General features: G+C 73.9%; 17 protein-coding genes. 4 read left to right on the top strand and 13 right to left on the bottom strand.

Going from position 1 to position 20068, the window contains the following annotated elements; translation table 11 throughout:
- Positions 1–33: 33 nt before the first annotated feature.
- The 3 genes from ACIOGZ_RS13965 to deoC are packed head-to-tail and all read right to left on the bottom strand — an operon-like array spanning position 34 to position 3396.
- Positions 34–936, bottom strand: coding sequence for an aldehyde dehydrogenase family protein (locus ACIOGZ_RS13965; RefSeq protein ID WP_363624611.1), 903 nt, complete (start codon positions 934–936; stop codon positions 34–36).
- Entirely contained in the window at positions 929–2404 is a 1476-nt protein-coding gene (locus ACIOGZ_RS13960) for an aldehyde dehydrogenase family protein (protein WP_363580262.1), read from the bottom strand. Before ACIOGZ_RS13960 ends, ACIOGZ_RS13965 begins: the two co-directional genes overlap by 8 nt.
- Before the next feature lie 5 nt (positions 2405–2409).
- Positions 2410–3396, bottom strand: a complete 987-nt coding sequence (deoC, locus tag ACIOGZ_RS13955) for a deoxyribose-phosphate aldolase (protein WP_363580264.1) — start codon at positions 3394–3396, stop codon at positions 2410–2412.
- Between the two features lie 207 nt (positions 3397–3603).
- Here deoC and ACIOGZ_RS13950 point away from each other — a divergent pair, with 207 nt between their 5' ends.
- Entirely contained in the window at positions 3604–4278 is a 675-nt protein-coding gene (locus tag ACIOGZ_RS13950) for a PH domain-containing protein (RefSeq protein WP_363580266.1), read from the top strand.
- 63 nt (positions 4279–4341) lie between these two features.
- Here the strand turns inward: ACIOGZ_RS13950 and ACIOGZ_RS13945 are convergent, their stop codons facing one another.
- The 6 genes from ACIOGZ_RS13945 to ACIOGZ_RS13920 all read right to left on the bottom strand — a co-directional run bounded on the left by ACIOGZ_RS13945 (position 4342) and on the right by ACIOGZ_RS13920 (position 12490).
- Positions 4342–6066, bottom strand: coding sequence for a phospho-sugar mutase (locus ACIOGZ_RS13945; RefSeq protein ID WP_363630737.1), 1725 nt, complete (start codon positions 6064–6066; stop codon positions 4342–4344).
- A gap of 152 nt (positions 6067–6218) precedes the next feature.
- Positions 6219–7040 (bottom strand): purine-nucleoside phosphorylase, encoded by an 822-nt coding sequence (locus ACIOGZ_RS13940; protein ID WP_350877297.1) that lies wholly within the window; start codon positions 7038–7040, stop codon positions 6219–6221.
- Positions 7041–7257: 217 nt separating this feature from the next.
- Positions 7258–8343: an NlpC/P60 family protein gene (locus tag ACIOGZ_RS13935; protein WP_400986036.1), complete on the bottom strand. Its 1086-nt coding sequence runs from the start codon at positions 8341–8343 to the stop codon at positions 7258–7260.
- Between the two features lie 56 nt (positions 8344–8399).
- The gene (locus ACIOGZ_RS13930; RefSeq protein WP_063349074.1) at positions 8400–8882 is read right to left on the bottom strand and encodes a poly-gamma-glutamate biosynthesis protein PgsC/CapC; all 483 of its coding nucleotides are present in this window, start codon (positions 8880–8882) and stop codon (positions 8400–8402) included.
- On the bottom strand, positions 8879–10228 hold the full coding sequence (gene pgsB / locus ACIOGZ_RS13925) for a poly-gamma-glutamate synthase PgsB (RefSeq protein ID WP_363630738.1): 1350 nt from the start codon (positions 10226–10228) through the stop codon (positions 8879–8881). Before pgsB ends, ACIOGZ_RS13930 begins: the two co-directional genes overlap by 4 nt.
- Positions 10229–10249: 21 nt before the next feature.
- Complete coding sequence (locus ACIOGZ_RS13920; RefSeq protein WP_400986034.1) at positions 10250–12490, bottom strand: cache domain-containing protein; 2241 nt, start codon at positions 12488–12490, stop codon at positions 10250–10252.
- A 246-nt stretch (positions 12491–12736) separates the two neighbouring features.
- Here ACIOGZ_RS13920 and ACIOGZ_RS13915 point away from each other — a divergent pair, with 246 nt between their 5' ends.
- Positions 12737–13732: a hypothetical protein gene (locus ACIOGZ_RS13915; RefSeq protein WP_400986032.1), complete on the top strand. Its 996-nt coding sequence runs from the start codon at positions 12737–12739 to the stop codon at positions 13730–13732.
- Positions 13733–13744: 12 nt separating this feature from the next.
- Here ACIOGZ_RS13915 and ACIOGZ_RS13910 read toward each other — a convergent pair whose 3' ends face one another.
- Positions 13745–14182, bottom strand: a complete 438-nt coding sequence (locus ACIOGZ_RS13910) for a gamma-glutamylcyclotransferase (protein ID WP_363580278.1) — start codon at positions 14180–14182, stop codon at positions 13745–13747.
- A gap of 99 nt (positions 14183–14281) precedes the next feature.
- On the opposite strand from ACIOGZ_RS13910, the gene ACIOGZ_RS13905 reads away from it, so the two are divergent.
- Together ACIOGZ_RS13905 and ACIOGZ_RS13900 are read left to right on the top strand one after the other, a co-directional pair.
- Positions 14282–15730 (top strand): NAD(P)H-quinone dehydrogenase, encoded by a 1449-nt coding sequence (locus tag ACIOGZ_RS13905; protein WP_350877308.1) that lies wholly within the window; start codon positions 14282–14284, stop codon positions 15728–15730.
- A gap of 236 nt (positions 15731–15966) precedes the next feature.
- Positions 15967–16923, top strand: coding sequence for a DeoR/GlpR family DNA-binding transcription regulator (locus ACIOGZ_RS13900; RefSeq protein WP_400811353.1), 957 nt, complete (start codon positions 15967–15969; stop codon positions 16921–16923).
- Positions 16924–17002: 79 nt separating this feature from the next.
- On the opposite strand, the gene ACIOGZ_RS13895 is transcribed toward ACIOGZ_RS13900, so the two are convergent.
- The 3 genes from ACIOGZ_RS13895 to mmpB all read right to left on the bottom strand — a co-directional run bounded on the left by ACIOGZ_RS13895 (position 17003) and on the right by mmpB (position 19865).
- On the bottom strand, positions 17003–18778 hold the full coding sequence (locus tag ACIOGZ_RS13895) for a biotin carboxylase N-terminal domain-containing protein (RefSeq protein ID WP_363580282.1): 1776 nt from the start codon (positions 18776–18778) through the stop codon (positions 17003–17005).
- 288 nt (positions 18779–19066) lie between these two features.
- Positions 19067–19666: a nucleoside triphosphate pyrophosphatase gene (locus tag ACIOGZ_RS13890; RefSeq protein WP_363580284.1), complete on the bottom strand. Its 600-nt coding sequence runs from the start codon at positions 19664–19666 to the stop codon at positions 19067–19069.
- Between the two features lie 73 nt (positions 19667–19739).
- Positions 19740–19865, bottom strand: a complete 126-nt coding sequence (mmpB, locus tag ACIOGZ_RS13885; protein WP_279634918.1) for a morphogenic membrane protein MmpB — start codon at positions 19863–19865, stop codon at positions 19740–19742.
- Positions 19866–20068: the final 203 nt, after the last annotated feature.

The raw sequence follows: 20068 nt of genomic DNA, 5'->3' as shown, positions 1-20068 counted from the left end.
TGTGGAGTTGTTACTCGATGGTCGACGGGGCGGTCAGATCCCCATCGGGTGCCAGACCGTCTTCGTCTCCAGGAACGAGAGTAGCCGGTCGGTACCGGGCGCATTGGTCCAGTCCTGGGCGAACGGGTCCAGCTCCGGACGGACCACCCTCTTCAGGGTATCCGCGGCGGCCGCTTCCAGCGCCTGCGCCGCGCCGGGGCCGTCGGCGGCGATCGCGCCGGTGAGGTCCACCGCGTTGACGTCCTGGTGCGAGGCCAGGGTGGGCGCGATGTCGGCGGTCTTGCCCGAGATGATGTTGACCACGCCGCCGGGGACGTCCGAGGTGGCGAGCACCTCGCCCAGCGACAGGGCCGGCAGCGGGGCGTCCGCGGCGGCCGCGACCACGACCGTGTTGCCGGTGGCGATCGCCGGGGCGATCACCGAGACCAGGCCGAGCAGCGAGTGCCCGTACCCGGCCTGCGGGGCGACGATCCCGACCACGCCGGTCGGCTCCGGGGTGGAGAGGTTGAAGAAGGGGCCGGCGACCGGGTTGGCGCCGCCCGCGATCTGGGCGACCTTGTCCGTCCAGCCCGCGTACCAGATCCAGCGGTCGATCGCGGCGTCCACCAGCGCGGCGGCCTTCTTCGGGCCGATGCCCTCGGCGGCGGAGACCTCGGCGGCGAACTGCTCGCGGCGGCCCTGCAGCATCTCGGCCACCCGGTACAGCACCTGGCCGCGGTTGTACGCGGTGGTGCCGGCCCAGCCCTTGACCGCCGCGCGGGCGGCCAGGACGGCGTCGCGGGCGTCCTTGCGGGTGCCCAGCGGAGCGTTGGCGAGCCACTGGCCCTTGGCGTCCGTCACCTCGTACACCCGCCCGCTCTCGGAGCGCGGGAACTTCCCGCCGACGTACAGCTTGTAGGTCTTGAAGACGTCAAGACGCGTCGCGACATCAGACATCGAGGTAGGCCTCCAGACCGTGGCGGCCACCCTCGCGGCCGTGGCCCGACTCCTTGTAGCCGCCGAACGGCGAGGTCGGGTCGAACTTGTTGAAGGTGTTGGCCCAGACCACGCCGGCCTTGAGCCGGCTCGCCGTCCACAGGATGCGCGAGCCCTTCTCCGTCCAGATGCCGGCGGAGAGGCCGTACGGGGTGTTGTTGGCCTTCGCGACCGCCTCGTCGGGGGTGCGGAAGGTCAGCACCGACAGGACCGGGCCGAAGATCTCCTCCTGGGCGATCCGGTGGGCCTGGCTGACACCGGTGAACAGGGTCGGCTTGAACCAGAAGCCGGTGCCCGGGAGTTCGCACTCGGGCGACCAGCGGTCCGCGCCCTCGGCCTCGCCGGCGTCGGTCAGCTCGGTGATCCGGGCCAGCTGGGCGGCCGAGTTGATGGCGCCGATGTCGGTGTTCTTGTCCAGCGGGTCGCCGACCCGCAGGGTGGACATCCGGCGCTTCAGGGCGTCCAGCAGCTCGTCCTGGATCGACTCCTGGACCAGCAGGCGCGAGCCCGCGCAGCAGACGTGGCCCTGGTTGAAGAAGATGCCGTTGACGATGCCCTCGACCGCCTGGTCGATCGGCGCGTCGTCGAAGACGATGTTCGCGGCCTTGCCGCCCAGCTCCAGCGACAGCTTCTTGCGGCTGCCGGCCAGCTGCCTGGCGATCGCCTTGCCGACCGGGGTGGAGCCGGTGAAGGCGACCTTGTTGACGTCCGGGTGCGCGGTGAGCGCGGCGCCGGTGCGGCCGTCGCCGGTGACGATGTTGACGACACCCTTCGGCAGACCGGCCTGGCGGCAGATCTCGGCGAAACGCAGGGCCGTCAGCGGGGTGGTCTCGGCCGGCTTGAGGACGACGGTGTTGCCGGTCGCCAGGGCGGGCGCGATCTTCCACGCCAGCATCATCAGCGGGAAGTTCCACGGGATGACCTGGCCGGCCACGCCCAGCGGGCGCGGGTTCGGGCCGAAGCCCGCGTAGTCCAGCTTGTCCGCCCAGCCGGCGTAGTAGAAGAACCACGCGGCGACGGTCGGGATGTCGAAGTCGCGGGTCTCGCGGATCGGCTTGCCGTTGTCGATCGACTCCAGCACGGCCAGCTCGCGGCTGCGCTCCTGGATGATCCGGGCGATCCGGAACAGGTACTTGCCGCGCTCGCTGCCCGGCAGCGCCGACCAGTCGGCGAAGGCCTTGCGGGCGGCGGCGACCGCGCGGTCCACGTCCTCGTCGGTGCCCTGGGCGAACTCGGCGAGCACCTGCTCGGTGGCCGGGTTGACCGTCTTCAGGGCCTCGCTGCCGGAGGAGTCGACGAACTCGCCGCCGATGAAGTGGCCGTAGGAGGTGGCGATGTCGCCCGCGGCGGCGGGGGACTCGGGGGCCGGGGCGTAGGCGAAGAGGCCGGAGGCCTTCACGGGCTCCTCGATGTTCTTCTTCTTGGCCATGGTGATCAGTCCACCGTCACGTAGTCGGGGCCGGAGTAACGTCCGGTGGTGAGCTTCTGGCGCTGCATCAGCAGGTCGTTGAGCAGGCTGGAGGCGCCGAAGCGGAACCAGTGCGGGCTCAGCCAGTCGTCGCCGAGGGTCTCGTTGACCATCACCAGGTACTTCATGGCGTCCTTGGTGGTCTTGATCCCACCGGCGGGCTTCACGCCGACCTGGACGCCGGTCTGCGCCTTGAAGTCGCGGACCGCCTCCAGCATCAGCAGGGTGACCGGCGGGGTCGCGTTGACGGCGACCTTGCCGGTGGAGGTCTTGATGAAGTCGGCGCCGGCCAGCATCGCCAGCCAGGAGACGCGGCGCACGTTGTCGTACGTCTGCAGCTCGCCGGTCTCGAAGATCACCTTGAGGTGGGCGCTGGTGCCGTCCGGGCGCTTGCACGCCTCCTTGACGGCGACGATCTCGTTGAAGACGTCGTAGTAGCGGCCGGAGAGGAAGGCTCCCCGGTCGATCACCATGTCGATCTCGTCGGCGCCCGCGGCGACCGCGTCGGCGGTGTCGGCGAGCTTCACCGGGAGGGCGGCGCGGCCGGCCGGGAAGGCGGTGGCCACCGAGGCGACCTGGATGTCGGTGCCCCGCAGGGCGTCCTTCGCGGTGGCGACCATGTCCGGGTAGACGCAGATGGCGGCGACGCGGGGGGTGGTCGGGTCGGTCGGGTCGGGGGTCCTGCCCTTGGCGCACAGGGCGCGCACCTTGCCGACCGTGTCCGCGCCTTCCAGCGTGGTCAGGTCGATCATCGAGATCGCCAGGTCGATGGCGTAGGCCTTCGCCGTGGTCTTGATCGAGCGGGTACCGAGGGCGGCGGCACGCGCCTCGAGGCCGACCTGGTCGACGCCGGGCAGGCCGTGCAGGAAGCGGCGGAGCGAGGCCTCGGACGCCGCAACGTCCTGAAGGCCGCTGCCCGCAACGCCGAGGGCATTGGCTGCAACAGTGGACATAGTCACCAGAGCAGCATATCTACGCGCGTAGTCGACCGCTAGGGGGCCTGCCTTTCGTGGCCGGACCGAGACCTCGGAGAAGGCGGAGGGGTGGCAGGGAGCGTGTACGGCCGGGCCGCGCGGCGACCGGCGACCGGGTGGTCCGGGGGCGGCATTCGATGCCGGACCGAGACCTCTCGGTGGGGGGCATGGGGCAGAATCGACGGCATGACCGATTCCGACGGCAAGCCCCGACAGGGTTCCGCCGCCCCCGACGGGGATCCCGCGTACGCGGACCGCGTGTACCGCTCTGTCCCCGGTGTGATCTCCGGAGTGCTGCTGCTGGCCGTCGCCGGCTGGTTGATCGGCGACGCGGTGCTGAACGGGACGGGGAAGACGCCGTACGTCTCGCTCGCGGCGGTACCGGTGTTCGCCTTCCCGGTGATCGCCTACACGCTGCGCCCGGCGGTGCTGGCGGACCGCAGCCGGCTGCTGGTGCGCAACCCGTGGCGGACCATCACCGCGCCGTGGGCCTCGGTGGACGCGCTGCGCGCGGGGTACTCGGTCGAGCTGCTGGCCGGGGGCAAGAAGTACCAGGTGTGGGCGGTGCCGGTGTCACTGCGGCAGCGCAAGCGGGCGACCCGGGCCCAGCAGCGCGGCGGCGCCGAGCACGCCTCCCGGATGGGGATGGTGTTCGGCCGCCAGGCCAACCCGGTGGTGCAGGGCTCGCCCGACCCGACCCGCGCCTGGTCCGACCAGGTGACCAACGTGCTCCAGGAGATGGCCGAGCGCAACGCCCGCCGCCCCGACGCGGCCGGCCCGGTCGAGGTGGCGTGGTGCTGGTGGGTGATCGCGCCGACGCTGGCCGGCCTGGCCGCGCTGATCACGGTGATCGCGGTCTGAGCCGAAGCACGCGAGGGGCCCGCCGGTACGCGACCGGCGGGCCCCTTCTCGTACGGGCGGGCGTCAGACGGCGATGCCCGCGGCCTCGGCCAGGTCGCGCTTGACGGCTTCGAGCAGCTCGGCGGCCCGCTCGCGGGTGGCGGCGAGGTCGGCGGCGGTGGCGACCGGGAGGACGACCTCCAGGTAGCACTTGAGCTTGGGCTCGGTGCCGGACGGGCGGACCACGATGCGGGCCGAGCGGACGGCCTCGCCGGCCAGGTAGTAGCGCAGGCCGTCGGTGGGCGGAAGCTCGGCGGAGCCGGCCGACAGGTCGTCCGCGCGGGTGACCCGGAGGCCGGCCAGGACGGTCGGCGGCTGCTCGCGCAGCCGGCGCATGGCGTCGGCGATCAGCGAGAGGTCCTGCACGCGGACGGACAGCTGGTCGGTGGCGTGCAGGCCGTGCTCCAGCGCCAGGTCGTCCAGCAGGTCGGTCAGGGTGCGGCCGGACGTCTTGAGGGTGGCGGCCAGTTCGGCGACCAGCAGGGCGGCGGTGATGCCGTCCTTGTCCCGGACGCCCTGCGGGTCGACGCAGTAGCCGAGCGCCTCCTCGTAGCCGTAGCGCAGGCCCTCGGCGCGGGAGAGCCACTTGAAGCCGGTCAGCGTCTCGGCGTAGCCCAGGCCGGCGGCCTCGGCGATCCGGCCCAGCAGGGTGGCGGAGACGATGGTGGTGGCGAAGACGCCCTCGGCCTTCTTGGCGACCAGGGCCGCGCCGAGCAGCGCGCCGACCTCGTCGCCGCGCAGCATCCGCCAGCCGGAGGTGCCGTTGCCGCTGCCGGCCGCGTTGGCGAGGGCCGGGACGGCCACCGCGCAGCGGTCGGCGTCCGGGTCGTTGGCGATCACGATGTCGGGGCCGACCGAGGCGGCGGTGCGGAAGGCGAGGTCCATCGCCCCCGGCTCCTCCGGATTGGGGAAGGCCACGGTCGGGAAGTCCGGGTCGGGCTCGGCCTGCTCGGCGACGACGGTGGGCGCCGGGAAGCCGGCCCGGCGGAAGGCGGCGACCAGGGTGTCGCGGCCGACGCCGTGCATCGGGGTGTAGACGACGTCGAGGTTGCGCGGGCTGTGCTCGTCGACGATCGAGACGGCCCGGGCCAGGTAGGCCTCGATGACGTCCTCGCCGAGCACCTCCCAGCCGTCCTCGGCGCGCGGGACGTCGTGGAGCGAGCCGATGGCGTCGATCTCGGCGGCGATCCCGGCGTCGGCCGGCGGGACGATCTGAGAGCCGTCGCCCAGGTAGACCTTGTAGCCGTTGTCCTGCGGCGGGTTGTGGCTGGCGGTCACGGTGACGCCGGCGGCCGCGCCCAGGTGGCGGACGGCGAAGGCGAGCACCGGGGTCGGCAGCGGGCGCGGCAGCAGCGCGGCGCGCAGGCCGGCGCCGACCACCACGGCGGCGGTGTCCCGGGCGAAGTCGTAGGACTTGTGGCGGGCGTCGTAGCCGATCACGACCAGGTCGCCCAGGTTCTGCTGCTTGACGTAGGCGACCAGGCCGGCGGCGGCCCGGATCACCACGGCGCGGTTCATCCGCATCGGGCCCGCGCCCAGTTCGCCGCGCAGGCCGGCGGTGCCGAACTGGAGCCGGTCGGCGAAGCGCTCGGCGAGGTCCGACCAGGCGAGCTTGCCGTCCGTCTCGGCCGCCGGGTCCTCGGCCCGGGCGAGCAGGGCCGTCAGCTCCTCGCGGGTCTGCGGGTCGGGGTCCTCGGCCAGCCAGGTTCGGGCCCGGGCGAGGAGGTCGGTGGTGGTTGCCTGCGTCATGGCTGCCTGCTCCATCGGGAAGTGCGTCGGTTGGTCGGCCGGAGGGTTCCGCAAAGAAGGGGGGTGCACATGCGGACGGGGCCCGCGGGGCGTGATCAACGGATCACGGCCGCCCGAGGGCCCCGTCGCTCATGATTGTGCGCCTAGGCCTGTCAGATCCGCTCAAGGACCTTCGCGAGCAGCTCGCCCATGCGCTCGGCGGAGGCCTTGCCGGCCTCCAGCACCTCGGCGTGGTTGAGCGGCTCGCCGGTGATGCCGGCGGCCAGGTTGGTGACCAGCGAGATGCCGAGCACCTCGGAGCCGGCCTCGCGGGCGGCGATGGCCTCCAGGGTGGTGGACATGCCGACCAGCTCGCCGCCGATCACCCGGGCCATGTTGACCTCGGCCGGGGTCTCGTAGTGCGGGCCGCGGAACTGGACGTAGACGGCCTCGTCCAGGCTCGGGTCCACCTCGCGGCAGAGCGCGCGCAGGCGCTTGGAGTACAGGTCGGTGAGGTCGACGAAGTTGGCGCCGACGATCGGGGAGTCCGCGGTCAGGTTGATGTGGTCGCTGATCAGGACCGGCTGGCCGGGGACCCAGCCCTCGCGCAGACCGCCGCAGCCGTTGGTCAGCACGATGATGCCGCAGCCGGCCGCGGCGGCGGTGCGCACGCCGTGGACGACGGTGGCCACGCCGTGGCCCTCGTAGTAGTGGTTGCGGCCGAGGAAGATCAGGGCGCGCTTGTCGCCGATCTTCACCGAGCGGATCGTGCCGGCGTGGCCGGCGACGGCGGGGGCGGGGAAGCCCGGGAGCTCGGTGACCGGGAACTCGGCCACGGTCTCGCCCAGGGCGTCGGCGGCCGGCACCCAGCCGGAGCCCATCACCAGGGCGACGTCGTGCCGCTCGGCACCGGTCAGCTCGCGCAGGCGCTCGGCGGCGGCCTGGGCGGCGGCGTAGGGGTCGGCGGAGACGACCGACTGAGGAGATGCGTTCACGGCTCCGAGGATAGACGGGTTTCGACTACGCGCGTAGAAAATCCGGCGCGGCATGCCGGATCGTTACCCGGTTGACCCGAAAGCACAGCTCGGTGGCGTCTTTCGGGTGACGCCGCTCGTCGGTACGTACAAATCGGTGCGAGGCCGGTGCGAGGCCGGTGCGAGGTCGAACCGCAGTCGGCCCGCGGGCGGTGCGGGCCGGGAGCCGGGCCCGGGTTCAGAGCCGCTTCGCGCTGCGCAGCCCCGTCGCGTACAGGCCGTTGTCGTCCAGTCGCGCGGTGCCGCCCTTGTCGCCGAAGGTCGGGCCGTCCGCCTCCTCCCGGCTGGAGATGTACCGGGGGTGGCCGTCGGTGTCCAGGCCCAGGTAGATGCCGGTGTGGTCGAGCCGGGCGCCGGTGCGGGCGTCGATCTCGAAGAACACCAGGTCGCCGGGCTGGAGCGGGTCGATCGAGGCCGGTCGCAGGGTGGTGTCGGAGCCCGGCGCGGTGGTCAGCGGCAGCACCGGGACGCCCGGGCCGACCCTGGCCAGGCCGTTGGCGCTGCGCGGCAGGCCGGGGCCGGCCACGTCCTTGGAGAGCAGCGGGTAACCGGAGCGGTAGCCGTAGACCATCCGGACGTACCCGGAGCAGTCGAAGGCGCCGTACCGCGTCCTGTCCGGCTGCTTGGCCACCTTGTCGGCGAACGTGTACGGAACGCCGAGGTAGTCGAGGAAGTCGGTCTGCTCCAGCCGCAGGTCGTTGCCCACCGAACCGTTCGGGTTGAGCGGGCCGAAGGAGGCATCGCCCTTGAACCGCACGCCCTTGGCGTCCTTCTCCGGCGCCGCGCCGGCCAGGTACTGGGTGGCCACCGCCAGCACGTCGTCCGCGGTGGAGCCGAGCGACTGCTGGAACCAGGCGCGGAACCAGCCCTCCTGCTCGGCGCCCGGTCGCCACGGCTGCGGCATCAGCCGGACCCAGGTGTCGGTCACCACGGTGGCCGTGGTGGTGCCCGGCTCGGCGAAGGTGCGGCTCGGGCCGGCCAGGACGGCGGTGCGGGCGCTGTCGGTCAGGGTGGCGACCACGCCGCCGCGGGCGTCCCGGACCACCGTGCGGTCGGGTCCGCCCAGCCGCTCGTAGCGGTACTCGGCGGCGGTGCCCTGGGCGGGGCCGGGCACGGCGGTGGTGGTGATCAGGGGTGCGCCGCCGCCCGGGTCCGACGGCCGGTCGTGGTCGCGGTCGCGCAGCTGGACGGTGAGGTAGCCGCTGGCGGCCAGCAGGGCCACGGCGAGGCCGCCGCTGAGCAGGGACTTGCGGGTGACGGGCATCGGGGTCTTCCTGGGGGTTCCTGCGGGATTCCGGGCGAGGGTTCCTGAACGGGGGATCAGGTGCCGGGCAGGGCGCCGAGCAGGACGCCGGCGGTGAGCACCACGTAGTTGGCGAGCGTCACCGTGCTGGTGGCCATCAGGGTGGCCGCCCGGGGCTGGCGGACCAGCTGGTAGGCGATCAGGCCGGGGACGATGAACCCGAGCGTCTGGTTGGCGTACAGGGTGGGCAGTTCGCGCTGGAGGACCAGCATCACGGTGGCCTGCAGCAGCACGCCGATCAGCACCACGGCGGCGAACAGCCGCTTGCCGTACAGGATCACCAGCTTCTGGACCACCCGGGTGGCGAGGTAGGTCAGCACCGTCACGCCGATCACGATGGCCACCCGCTGGAGGTCCTCGACCAGGGTGAGGGCCAGCCAGCCGGGGGTGATCATGCCGCCGGGGGAGAGGTTGGTGGTCAGGTAGCAGACGAGCGAGAAGACCAGGCCGAGCGCGATGCCGATGGCGGCGATCTCGGGGGTGAGCTCGGTGGGGATCACTGCTGGTCTCCGTGGTGGGGGGTGTGGTGGTGGGGCTCGAACCAGGAGTCGGGGAGCGGTTCGGGGCGGTGGACGGGCCGGTACGCGGAGTCGTACACCGGCTCGGGGTAGAGCGGTTCGGGCTCGTGGTACGGGAGTTCGGGGGCGTCGGGCGCGTCCGGGGCCTCGTCGGGGGCGAGCCGGGCCAGCTCCTCCAGGAACAGTTCGCCCTGGCCGTGGATGTTGCCGACGGCCACCAGCGAGGAGTCCGGCCCGAGTTCGGCCAGCAGTTCGGCGGTGAGCCGGGCCGGGTCGCGCTTGTCGCCGCCGAGGTCGACCACCCGGCCGGACCACCCGGCCGGGATGCCGTCCCGGGCGCTCCTGGTGGGGTGGCCGATCAGGAACACGGCGTCCGGGTCGAGGTCGGGCACGATCTGGCCCATCTGGCCGTTGCGCTCCACCCGGTCCGGGCGGCAGTTGATCACCACGTTGAGCGGGCGGTGGATCGCGCCCAGGCCCTCCAGCTGGCGGACGTTCATCAGCGTGGACTCGGGGTCGTTGGCGGCGAAGACATTGGCGAAGCGCAGCCGCTTGCCGTCCTCGGTGCGGTAGCGCTCGACCGACAGCACGCCCGGGTCCGGCGGGGCCGCCCACATGCCCCGTAGCGCGGTCCGCCGCTCCACGCCGAGGAGTTCGGCGACGGCCAGGGCGATCGCCACGTTCTCCTTGAAGGTGAACCAGCTGAACCCGCGCAGCTCCTCGTCGGTGACCGACTCCGGGTCCACCACGATCAGCTCGCAGTCGCGCCGGGCCGCCTCCGCGCGCAGGATGTGCGCGCGCTCCCGCTCGGCGGTGACGCACACCCCACCGACCGGCATCGAGCGGGACAGCGAGCGGGCGACGTCGTCCAGGGTCGGGCCCATCTCGGCGAGGTGGTCCTCGCGGACGTTGCACAGCACGCCGATGGTGGAGCGGATCAGCTTGGTCTGGTTGACCTCCTGGAGCGCCGGCATGACGGCCATGCACTCGATCACCAGGGCGTCCGGCCGGTAGGTGGCGGCGCGGCGGACGATGCCGATCTGCTCGACCACGTTGGCGATGCCGAACTTGCGGTAGACCGGCTCCTCGGTGGCGTCCGGGTGGATGAACCGGGCCGCCGTGCCGGTGGTCTTGGCGACCGTCACCAGCCCGCCGCCGCGCAGCGCGCCCGCGCAGAGCCGGGTGATCGAGCTCTTGCCGCGGATGCCGTTGACCAGCACCCGGGTCGGGATCTGTTCCAGCGCGGCGAAGTGCCGGCGCTGCTCGACGATGCCGGCCACCAGCAGCACGGCGCAGCACACCAGCAGCACGACGTAGAGGAAGAGCACGGGAGGTCCTTCGGGCGGGGCTCAGCGGGCGTGCGCGGGCACGGGGACGGACTCGGGGGCGGCGGTGCGGCGGGGGCGGGCCGGCTCCTGACGGACGAGTTCCTGGCGGATCAGCTCCAGGCTCCGGGCGACGGCGCCGACCTCGTCGTGGTGGACGGGGTAGAGGACCGTCCGGCGGTCCCCGGCGGCCAGCGCCTCGGCGCTCGCCGCGAGCCGGCGCAGCGGCAGGCCGACCGCGATGAACAGCCAGCCGAGGCAGAGCGCGGCCGCGGCCAGGCCGAGCATGCCGGCCAGTACGGTCCGCCGGTCGGCCCGGTTCTCGTCCAGGTGCAGCCACGCCACCGGGTGGGCGGTGACCACCGACCAGCCCAGCTTGGCCACGCTGCCGTTGCCGCCGAGCGGGGCGGCGGCGAACAGCGCCGGGTCGCCGCCGCCGCGCAGCACCTCGGCGGCGGCCGACTTCTTCGCCTGGGCCAGCAGGGCCCTGGCACGGCCCTCGGGCAGCTCGCCGAAGGAGCTGTAGCCCTCGTTGGCGGCGAGTACCCGCTGCCGTTCGTCGACCAGCCAGACCCGGCCGAGGCCGGGGCGGACCAGCAGCCCGCTGAGGAAGTCCGTCTTGAACTCGCCGATCAGCACGGGCCCCGGCGGCTCGGCGGCGCCCTCCGCCTCCGCGTCGGCGGGGGCGGCGGTGAGGGCCGCGCGGGCGGCGATCCTGGGTTCCCGGCCGGAACTGTTGAGCAGCAGCACGCCGCTCGCGCCGAGGGCCTGCGGGCCGGTGCGGTGCGGGGTGTCGCCGGCGTGCGCGAGGACCTCGCCGTTCGCGCCGAGGACGTACAGCGCGCGGTAGCGGTCGTGCTCGGCGAGGGTGGCGCGCAGCAGGGCGTCGGCCTTGCCGACGGAGGCGCCGGCGAGTTCGGGGGCGAGCGAACGCAGGTCCGCGTAACCCTCGTTGAGCGCCTGGCGGATCCGGTCGGCGGCGGTGTCGGTGCGGTCGCGCTGGCCCGCCACCACCTGGGTGGGGACCCGTACGGTCGGGTCGTTGCCGCCCAGGAACAGCAGCGGGCCGGACCAGCCGAGCACCAGGACGGCGCACAGCGCCAGCGGCAGCGCGGTGCCGGGGCGGCGCTTCGGCGCGGCGGGGGCCGGCGGGCGGGCCGGGTCGAGGAGTTGCAGCCGCAGCTCCTCCAGGGCGCGGGCGATCCGGCCGGCCTCCCCCCGTTTCGGGCCGCGGACCGGCAGGTCGAGCCGTTCGCCGCGGGTGAGCCGGCGGGACTCCAGGAACAGCCGCAGCAGCGGCCGCTGGAGGCTGCGGCTGAGGTACCACGCGAGCAGCAGGGCCAGGGCGAGCAGCGCGCCGGCGGCGGCCAGGCCGAGCGCGGGGTGGCGCAGGCTGCCGGGCTTGCCGTCGACGGTGCTGGTGGAGACCACGGTCAGGCCGAGCGGGGCGGCCGGGTCGTGCCCGCCCGCGGTGCCGACGGCGGCGTAGCCGGCGACCCGGCGCACGCCCTTGGCGTCCGGGCTGCCGGACAGGCTGCCGGCGGCCGTCCCGCCGGGCGCCGGGCGTTCGCGGGCGGCGCGCTCCCGGGCACCGGTGACCACGGCGCGGTCGGCCTCGGCGCCGAGTTCGGCGCCGGTGCTGTCCAGGACGGCGCCGGCGGCGTCGAGGACCTGGATGGTCTGTTCCTTGCGGGTCGCGATGCCGGGCAGCCGCAGGTTGTCGGAGGCGACCAGCAGGGCGCGGCCGTCGGCCTTGGTGGCGACCAGGGCGAAGGTGAGCAGCCGGGTGCCGGCGGCGGAGGGCACCAGGACGGGCGCGGGCGCGGTGTCGGTGACCCGGCTGAGGTCGAGGCTGGCCAGCGGCACGGTCTCGCCGCGGGCGGCGAGCAGCCGGCCGGTGTCGGGGCGGACCACCACCGTGCCGCGCCACTTGTGGTACGCCTGGCCGAGTGCGGACAGCACCGCGGTCGGCTCGGCGGGCGCGGCGTCGTAGCGGGCGGCGGCCCGGCGCAGGTCGGTGGCGCTCTCGTGCAGCCCGGCGCGCAGCGAGGCCGCGGTGTCCTCGGCGGCGTACTGGTGGGACTCCCGGACGGCCTGCGGGGTGTCGTCGACGCGCAGCCCGCCGACGGCGAGCGCGGTGATGGCGGCGACGGCGAGCAGCAGCACCAGCAGCAGCGCGATGGGCGGGCGGATGCCTCCCAGCAGCGGCATGTCGGCCCGGCGGCGATAGCGGTGCTGTCGCGGCGGGTTGGGTGCCGTGCTCACGGGGCCTCGTTCTTCTCGGGGCTCGGCGCACCTGTCCCCGGGAGGTCCGCCGGCCTTCTCGTCGGTCAAGCGCTGATCAAGAGTCGGTCAAGCCGGAACAGCGTACGAAGGAGATTTCGAAAAGTTGTCACGTTCCGGTGTCGATCGGATGCCGCTTCGGGATCTCTTTCCGTGGACCGGGCGTGGTGCGCGGCCCCAGGTGGCCCCCGGCGGTCCTCGGCGGGCGGCACGGTAGGTTCGACGGCCATGGAGACTCGGGGTTCGCGACGCCCGTTGCTGCTGTCGGCGGCGGTGCTGCTGGTGCTGGCGGCGCTCGCGGCGGTGCTGACGCTGGCCGTGCGCGGCTCCGACGGGCGGCCGTCGGCGGCGGGCGCCGCGGCGGGCCGGAGCGGACCGACCGGGCCCGCCCCGGTGGACCTGGCGGCCCTGGTCGACGGGTACACCGCCGGGTTCACCCCGGGCGGCCCGTACACCGCGCCGGACGCCGGGCAGCGCCGGGCGATCGCCGACGGTGTGCTCGGCGCGCTGGACGGGCAGGCCGAGCAGGCCGGGCGCTCACTGGCGCGGGTCGGCTACCGGCTCACCGAGTTCACCGAGGCGGCGACCGGCCGCCGGGTGGCGGAGATCGCCGACGGCGCGGACGCCGACGGCACGGACGCCGGGAGCCGCGGCTGGGGCCGGGTCTACCTGGACCTCTCGGCCCGGGCGGGCTGGTCCGTGCAGGTGCCCCACCCGGTCTCGGACGCCCGTACCGAGGCGCTCGGGGTGGACCTCTTCCGGGCCGAGCCGGGCGGGGTGCTGGTGCTCGCCGGGGCGCACCGCCGGGCCGGGGCGGACGGCGCCTCGGACGTCGCGCACCGCGCCGACACGGTCTTCGCGGCGGTGGTCGAGGCGCTCACCGGGCGCGGCCTGCCCGGCACCCAGGTGCACGGCTTCGACGAGGGCAGCCTGCCCGGGCAGGACGCGGTGGTCTCCAGCGGCGCCGGCCAGCCGGGCCCGGCCGCCGAGCTGACCGCCACCGGGCTGGGCAGGGCCGGGTACGCGGCCTGTCGGGCCTGGCGGGAGAAGTGCGGGCAGCTCGGGGGCACCACCAACGTCGAGGGCCGGTTCGCGGCCGGGCTCGGCGTGCCGTGGCTGCACGTCGAGCTGGGCAACGGGCTGCGCACCGAGCCGGCCCGCCGTGCGGAGGTGGCCGGGGTGCTGGCGCAGACGGTCCGCGGCTGGGCTGCGGGCCGGAGCTAGTGGGGCCAGGGGCTAGCAGGGGCGGCGGCGCAGGTCCATCACGTAGTCGTGCGGGGCGCCGGCGCTCTCCGCGGCGTCGGCGACCAGGCCGAGGTAGCGGGCCGCGGGCAGGCCGCCCTCGTAGTCGTTGAGCACGTACGTCCAGACCGGGGTGTCGCCGTCCAGGGTCTGCGCGCGCAGTTTGATCTTGCGGTAGATGCCGAGCTGGACGCCCTCCCAGCGGTCCAGGCCCTCCTCGTCCATCGGCGCGACGTCGTACAACGAGACGAAGACCCGGTCCTTGCCGTCCTCGACGACGGTGGCCAACGAGCCCTCCCAGCCGAGCTGTTCACCGCCGAAGGTGAGCCGCCAGCCGTCCAGCCACCCGGTGCCGCGCAGTGGTGAGTGCGGGGCGCGGCGGGTCATCTGCCGTGCATCGAGGTTGGTGGCATACGCGGCGTAAAGGGGCATGAGGGGAAGACTAGCCCGGCCGGTGGACGGTCCGTGGCGACTGGGCGATCGCACAGAAGCCCGGACCCCGGCGTGGCGGCGCTCCCGGCGTGCGGGACAATGGTGCACGTGACTCGGATCGTGATCATCGGTGGCGGACCCGGCGGCTACGAGGCTGCGCTGGTGGCCGCGCAGCTCGGCGCGGAGGTGACCGTCGTCGACCGCGACGGTCTGGGCGGATCGGCGGTGCTCACCGACTGCGTGCCGTCGAAGACCCTGATCGCGACCGCGGAGGTGATGACCACCTTCGACAGCTCGTACGAGGAGCTGGGCATCACCGTCGCGCAGGACGAGGCCGCGGACGCGGCCAAGGTCATCGGCGTGGACCTGGGCAAGGTCAACCGCCGTGTGAAGCGACTGGCGATCGCGCAGTCCCACGACATCACCCAGTCGGTCACCCGGGCCGGGGTCACCGTGCTGCGCGGCCGCGGCCGGCTCGGCGGCGGCGGGCAGGCGGTGGACGGCTCCCGCGAGGTGCTGGTGGACGCGCCGGACGGCACCGTCCAGTCGCTGCGCGCCGACGCGGTGCTGATCGCCACCGGCGCCCACCCCCGCGAGCTGCCGGACGCCCAGCCGGACGGCGAGCGGATCCTCACCTGGACCCAGGTGTACGACCTGGAGGAGCTGCCCCGCGAGCTGATCGTGGTCGGCTCCGGTGTGACCGGCGCGGAGTTCGCGGGTGCCTACCAGGCGCTCGGCTCCAAGGTCACCCTGGTCTCCAGCCGTGACCGGGTGCTGCCGGGCGAGGACCCGGACGCCGCCGAGGTGCTGGAGGACGTCTTCCGCCGCCGCGGCATGAACGTGATGGGCCGCTCGCGCGCCGAGAGCGTCAAGCGGATCGGCGACCGGGTCGAGGTGGCCCTCGCCGACGGCAAGGTGATCGAGGGCACGCACTGCCTGATGGCGGTCGGCTCGATCCCCAACACCGCGGAGATGGGCCTGGAGGAGGCCGGGGTCAAGCTCAACGACTGGGGCCAGATCCAGGTCGACCGGGTCTCCCGCACCAGCGCCCCGGGCGTCTACGCGGCCGGCGACTGCACCGGCGTCTTCATGCTCGCCTCGGTGGCGGCCATGCAGGGCCGGATCGCGATGTACCACGCGCTCGGCGACGCGGTGCAGCCGCTGAACCTGAAGACCGTCGCCTCCAACGTCTTCACCGACCCGGAGATCGCCACCGTCGGCTACACCGCGGCCGATGTGGAGTGCGGCAAGATGGACGCGGTCGTGGTCAAGCTGCCGCTGCGCGGCAACCCGCGGGCGAAGATGCAGGGCATCCGGGACGGCTTCGTGAAGCTGTTCTGCCGCCCGGGCACCGGCATCGTGGTGGGCGGCGTGGTCGTCGCCCCGCGGGCCAGCGAGCTCATCCACCCGATCGCGCTCGCGGTGGACGCCAATCTGACCGTCGAACAGGTGGCCAGCGCCTTCACCGTCTACCCGTCGGTCTCCGGCTCGACCGCCGAGGCCGCCCGGCAGCTGCACATCCGCAAGCGGGTCGAGGGCGAATCCTGAACCTCCGGCGCACAGTTGAGGGCGGCTGCCGATCGGCGGCCGCCCTTCGCGCAGGAGTGATCGTCACCCGGACGGCGGGCGCGGCCCCGGGCTGCTGACGGCGCGTATTGTACGGTCACGCGCCGCTCTTGCGTGAGCAATTCCAGCTACTAGCTGCAAACGCCTGAAAGCAGACGGTCACGCACGTTACCGTCGGTTCTGTGTTTGCAGCAGAACGTCGCCAGTTGATCCTCGAAATGGTGCGCGCCAACGGAGCGGTCTCGCTCCGGGAGTTGGCCCGCGTCGTCCAGACCTCCGAAGTGACCGTGCGCCGCGACGTACGGGCCCTGGAGGCAGAAGGGCTCCTCGACCGCCGGCACGGCGGCGCGGTGCTCCCCGGCGGCTTCAGCCGCGAACCCGGCTACCCGCAGAAGACCCACCTCTCCGCGGCGGAGAAGAGCGCCATCGCGGACCTCGCCGCCGGCCTGGTGGAGGAGGGGGACGCGGTGGTGGTCGGCGCCGGCACCACCACCCAGGAGCTGGCCCGCAGGCTGGCCAGGGTGCCCGGCCTCACCGTGGTCACCAACTCGCTGCTGGTCGCCCAGGCGCTGGCGCACGCCAACCGGGTGGAGGTGGTGATGACCGGCGGCACCCTGCGGGGTTCCAACTACGCGCTGGTCGGCAGCGGTGCCGAGCAGTCCCTGCACGGGCTGAGGGTCTCCAAGGCCTTCATCTCCGGCAGCGGGCTGACCGCGGAGCGGGGCCTGTCCACCGCCAACATGCTGTCCGCGAGCGTGGACCGGGCGCTGGTGCAGTCGGCCAACGAGGTCATCGTCCTCGCCGACCACACCAAGCTCGGCGCGGACTCCATGTTCCAGACCGTGCCCACCGAGAACATCACCCGGCTGGTCACGGACGAGCAGGCGACCGCCGACGACGGCACCGCCCGGGAACTCGACGCGATCGCCGACTGCGGGGTGCAGATCGACCTGGCGCCGCTCGGCGCCGCCCCCACCGGGGACGCCCCGGTGCACGGCACCGGCAGCGGGCCCGTCCACCAGACCCAGCCCGGCCCGCTGGCGCGCCGGCCCGCCCCGCCCCCCGGCGGCGCCCCGCTGCCCGGCCAGCGCCGGCCGGGCGCGCACGGCGGTCCGGCCGGGCCGGGCGGCATGCCGACCCGGCTGGCCGAGCTGGGCCTCCCGCGCGGGCGCTGAGGGCCCGTACAGCCGCGCGAACGCGGCCGGCCCGCACCCCCCGAGGGGGTACGGGCCGGCCGGTGCTCCAGGGAGCGTGTCAGTCCTTGATCTCGCACAGCGCGGCGCCGCTGCTGACGCTCGCGCCCACCTCGGCCTTGAGGCCGACGACGGTGCCCGCCTTGTGCGCGTTCAGCGGCTGCTCCATCTTCATCGCCTCCAGGACCACGATCAGCTCGCCCTCGGCGACGACCTGGCCCTCCTCGACGGCGACCTTGACGATGGTGCCCTGCATCGGCGAGGCCAGGGTGTCACCGCTGACGGCCGAACCGGCCTTCTTGGCGCCCACCCGGCGCTTGGCCTTCGCGGCACCCGCGGCACCGGCCGCCGGGGCCGCCGAGACGCCCAGCGAGGACGGCAGCGAGACCTCGATCCGCTTGCCGCCGACCTCGACCACGACGGTCTCGCGGCCCTCGGCCTCCTCGCCGTCGCCGGCCGCGCCCGCGAACGGCGGGATGGTGTTGTCGAACTCGGTCTCGATCCAGCGGGTGTAGATCGTGAACGGGCCCTCGCCGCCGTGCACCTCGGGCGCGAACGCCGGGTCGGTGACGACCGCCTGGTGGAACGGGATGGCGGTGGCCATGCCCTCCACCTTGAACTCGTTCAGCGCGCGGCGGGCCCGCTCCAGGGCCTGCTTGCGGTCCCGGCCGGAGACGATCAGCTTGGCCAGCAGGGAGTCCCAGGCCGGGCCGATGACCGAGCCGGTCTCCACGCCGGAGTCCAGCCGGACACCCGGGCCGGACGGCGGCGCGAACAGCGTCACGGTGCCGGGCGCGGGCAGGAAGCCCCGGCCCGGGTCCTCGCCGTTGATGCGGAACTCGAACGAGTGGCCGCGCACCTCGGGGTCGCCGTAGCCCAGTTCCTCGCCGTCGGCGATCCGGAACATCTCGCGGACCAGGTCGAGTCCGGTGACCTCCTCGGTGACCGGGTGCTCGACCTGCAGCCGGGTGTTGACCTCCAGGAAGGAGATCGTGCCGTCCAGCGCCACCAGGAACTCGCAGGTCCCGGCGCCCTCGTAGCCGGCCTCCTTCAGGATGGCCTTGGACGCCCGGTACAGCTCGGCGTTCTGCTCGGCGGTCAGGAACGGCGCGGGCGCCTCCTCGACCAGCTTCTGGTGCCGGCGCTGGAGCGAGCAGTCACGGGTGGAGACGACCACCACGTTGCCGTGCTTGTCCGCGAGGCACTGGGTCTCCACGTGCCGCGGGTTGTCCAGGTAGCGCTCGACGAAGCACTCGCCGCGGCCGAAGGCGGCGACGGCCTCGCGCACCGCGGACTCGTACAGCTCCGGGATCTCCTCCAGCGTGCGGGCGACCTTGAGGCCGCGGCCGCCGCCGCCGAAGGCCGCCTTGATGGCGACCGGAAGGCCGTGCTCCCGGGCGAACACGACCACCTCGTCGGCACCCGAGACCGGGTCCGGGGTGCCGGCGACCAGCGGCGCGCCGGCGCGCTGCGCCACGTGCCGGGCCGTGACCTTGTCACCGAGGTCGCGGATGGCCTGCGGGGGCGGGCCGATCCAGGTCAGGCCCGCGTCGAGGACGGCCTGGGCGAAGTCGGCGTTCTCCGACAGGAACCCGTAGCCGGGGTGGATGGCGTCGGCCCCGGAGTCCGCCGCGGCCTTCAGGACCTTGGCGATGTCCAGGTAACTGGTGCCGGGGGTGTCTCCACCCAGCGCGTAAGCCTCGTCGGCCGCGCGGACGTGCAGCGCATCCCGGTCCGGCTCGGCGTAGACGGCGACGCTGGCGATACCGGCGTCCGAGCAGGCCCGGGCGACGCGGACGGCGATTTCCCCGCGGTTGGCGATGAGCACCTTGCGCACTGTGGCTCCCTTCTTGAACCTGGTCGAGTTTATGGATTCCTGGGCGGTACCGGCGAGTAGCCCCAGGTTGTGAACTATCCCACACGGACGGTGATGAATTTCCGGGGCCCGTCGGCCGCCCGTCCGGTGACGCCGCAGGTCGCGGCCGGTGCGGTCGAACCGGCCGGATCCACAGCGGGTGACCGGGCGTTGTCCGGTCCCCCGGTGGCATCGGACACACTCTCGCGCGGGCGGCTCAAAGGACGGTGGAACGGGCGGCGGGGCGCCGCGGTCCCGCGGGCCCGGCCGTCAGGCCCAGAGGTCGACCAGCCGGACGTCCAGGTCGGCGAGCAGGGCGCGCAGCAGCGGCAGCGAGAGGCCGATGACGTTGCCCGGGTCACCGTCGATGCCCTCGATGAACGGCGCCGAGCGCCCGTCCAGGGTGAACGCCCCGGCGACGTGCAGGGGCTCGCCGGAGGCCACGTAGGCGGCGATCTCGGCGTCGTCCGGGGTGCCGAAGCGGACGGTGGTGGACGCGGTCGCCGAGGACTGCCGGCCGGTCGCGGTGTCGATCACGCAGTGGCCGGTGCGCAGCACCCCGGCACGACCGTGCATCGACTGCCAGCGGGCGAGCGCCTCGGTGGCGTCGGCGGGCTTGCCGAGGGCCTGGCCGTCCAGCTCCAGGACGGAGTCGCAGCCGATCACCAGCTCGCCGCCGGTCAGTTCGGCGGCGACCGCCTTCGCCTTCGCCTCGGCCAGCACCAGGGCGAGTTCGGCCGGGGTGGCGGCGCTGATCGCGTCCTCGTCGACGCCGCTGACCACCACGCGCGGGTCGAGGCCCGCTTGGCGCAGCAGTCCGAGGCGGGCGGGGGAGGCGGAGGCGAGGACGAGGATGCGCTGGTCGGTCATGCCCCTCAGGGTAGGGGGTGCCGGTGTCCGCCGTTCGGGTGAACGACGGCCACCGCAGTCGGATCAGCGGCGGTCACAGCAGGAGGAGGACGGCGGCCACCATCGCGAGGGCGGCGAGCACCCGGCCGGCCCGGTGCAGCCGCTCCATCATCCGGCGGGCCTCCGGGGAGGGCTCGTCGCGGGGGTCTGACCAGAGCACACGTCCAGGGTGCGCCGCGCCCGGCCCCGGGCGCCTGAGTATCCGTACTCAGCTTTCGGGCAATCCGGGCGGACGGGCCCGAACGGGTGCGGAGTGGGGGGGGGGGGGGGGGCGCGGGCCCCCCCCCCCCCCGCCGCGCCCGGCCCCCCCCCCCCCGGCCCCGGCGGGGGGGGCGGCGGGGGGGGGCGCGGGGGGGCGCCCGG

It is taken from the genome of Kitasatospora sp. NPDC088160 (assembly GCF_044741445.1).
Taxonomy (GTDB): domain Bacteria; phylum Actinomycetota; class Actinomycetes; order Streptomycetales; family Streptomycetaceae; genus Kitasatospora.
The sequence above is the reverse complement of the archived record's forward strand: the minus strand, read 5'-3'. Positions and strand labels throughout refer to the sequence as shown.

What these genes read in the sequence shown, in the direction of transcription:
- ACIOGZ_RS13965 (WP_363624611.1), bottom strand. Translation starts at nt 936, where the DNA reads ATGTCTGATGTCGCGACGCGTCTTGACGTCTTCAAGACCTACAAGCTG.
- ACIOGZ_RS13960 (WP_363580262.1), bottom strand. Translation starts at nt 2,404, where the DNA reads ATGGCCAAGAAGAAGAACATCGAGGAGCCCGTGAAGGCCTCCGGCCTC.
- deoC (WP_363580264.1), bottom strand. Translation starts at nt 3,396, where the DNA reads ATGTCCACTGTTGCAGCCAATGCCCTCGGCGTTGCGGGCAGCGGCCTT.
- ACIOGZ_RS13950 (WP_363580266.1), top strand. Translation starts at nt 3,604, where the DNA reads ATGACCGATTCCGACGGCAAGCCCCGACAGGGTTCCGCCGCCCCCGAC.
- ACIOGZ_RS13945 (WP_363630737.1), bottom strand. Translation starts at nt 6,066, where the DNA reads ATGACGCAGGCAACCACCACCGACCTCCTCGCCCGGGCCCGAACCTGG.
- ACIOGZ_RS13935 (WP_400986036.1), bottom strand. Translation starts at nt 8,343, where the DNA reads ATGCCCGTCACCCGCAAGTCCCTGCTCAGCGGCGGCCTCGCCGTGGCC.
- ACIOGZ_RS13915 (WP_400986032.1), top strand. Translation starts at nt 12,737, where the DNA reads ATGGAGACTCGGGGTTCGCGACGCCCGTTGCTGCTGTCGGCGGCGGTG.
- ACIOGZ_RS13910 (WP_363580278.1), bottom strand. Translation starts at nt 14,182, where the DNA reads ATGCCCCTTTACGCCGCGTATGCCACCAACCTCGATGCACGGCAGATG.
- ACIOGZ_RS13905 (WP_350877308.1), top strand. Translation starts at nt 14,282, where the DNA reads ATGGTGCACGTGACTCGGATCGTGATCATCGGTGGCGGACCCGGCGGC.
- ACIOGZ_RS13900 (WP_400811353.1), top strand. Translation starts at nt 15,967, where the DNA reads ATGGTGCGCGCCAACGGAGCGGTCTCGCTCCGGGAGTTGGCCCGCGTC.
- ACIOGZ_RS13890 (WP_363580284.1), bottom strand. Translation starts at nt 19,666, where the DNA reads ATGACCGACCAGCGCATCCTCGTCCTCGCCTCCGCCTCCCCCGCCCGC.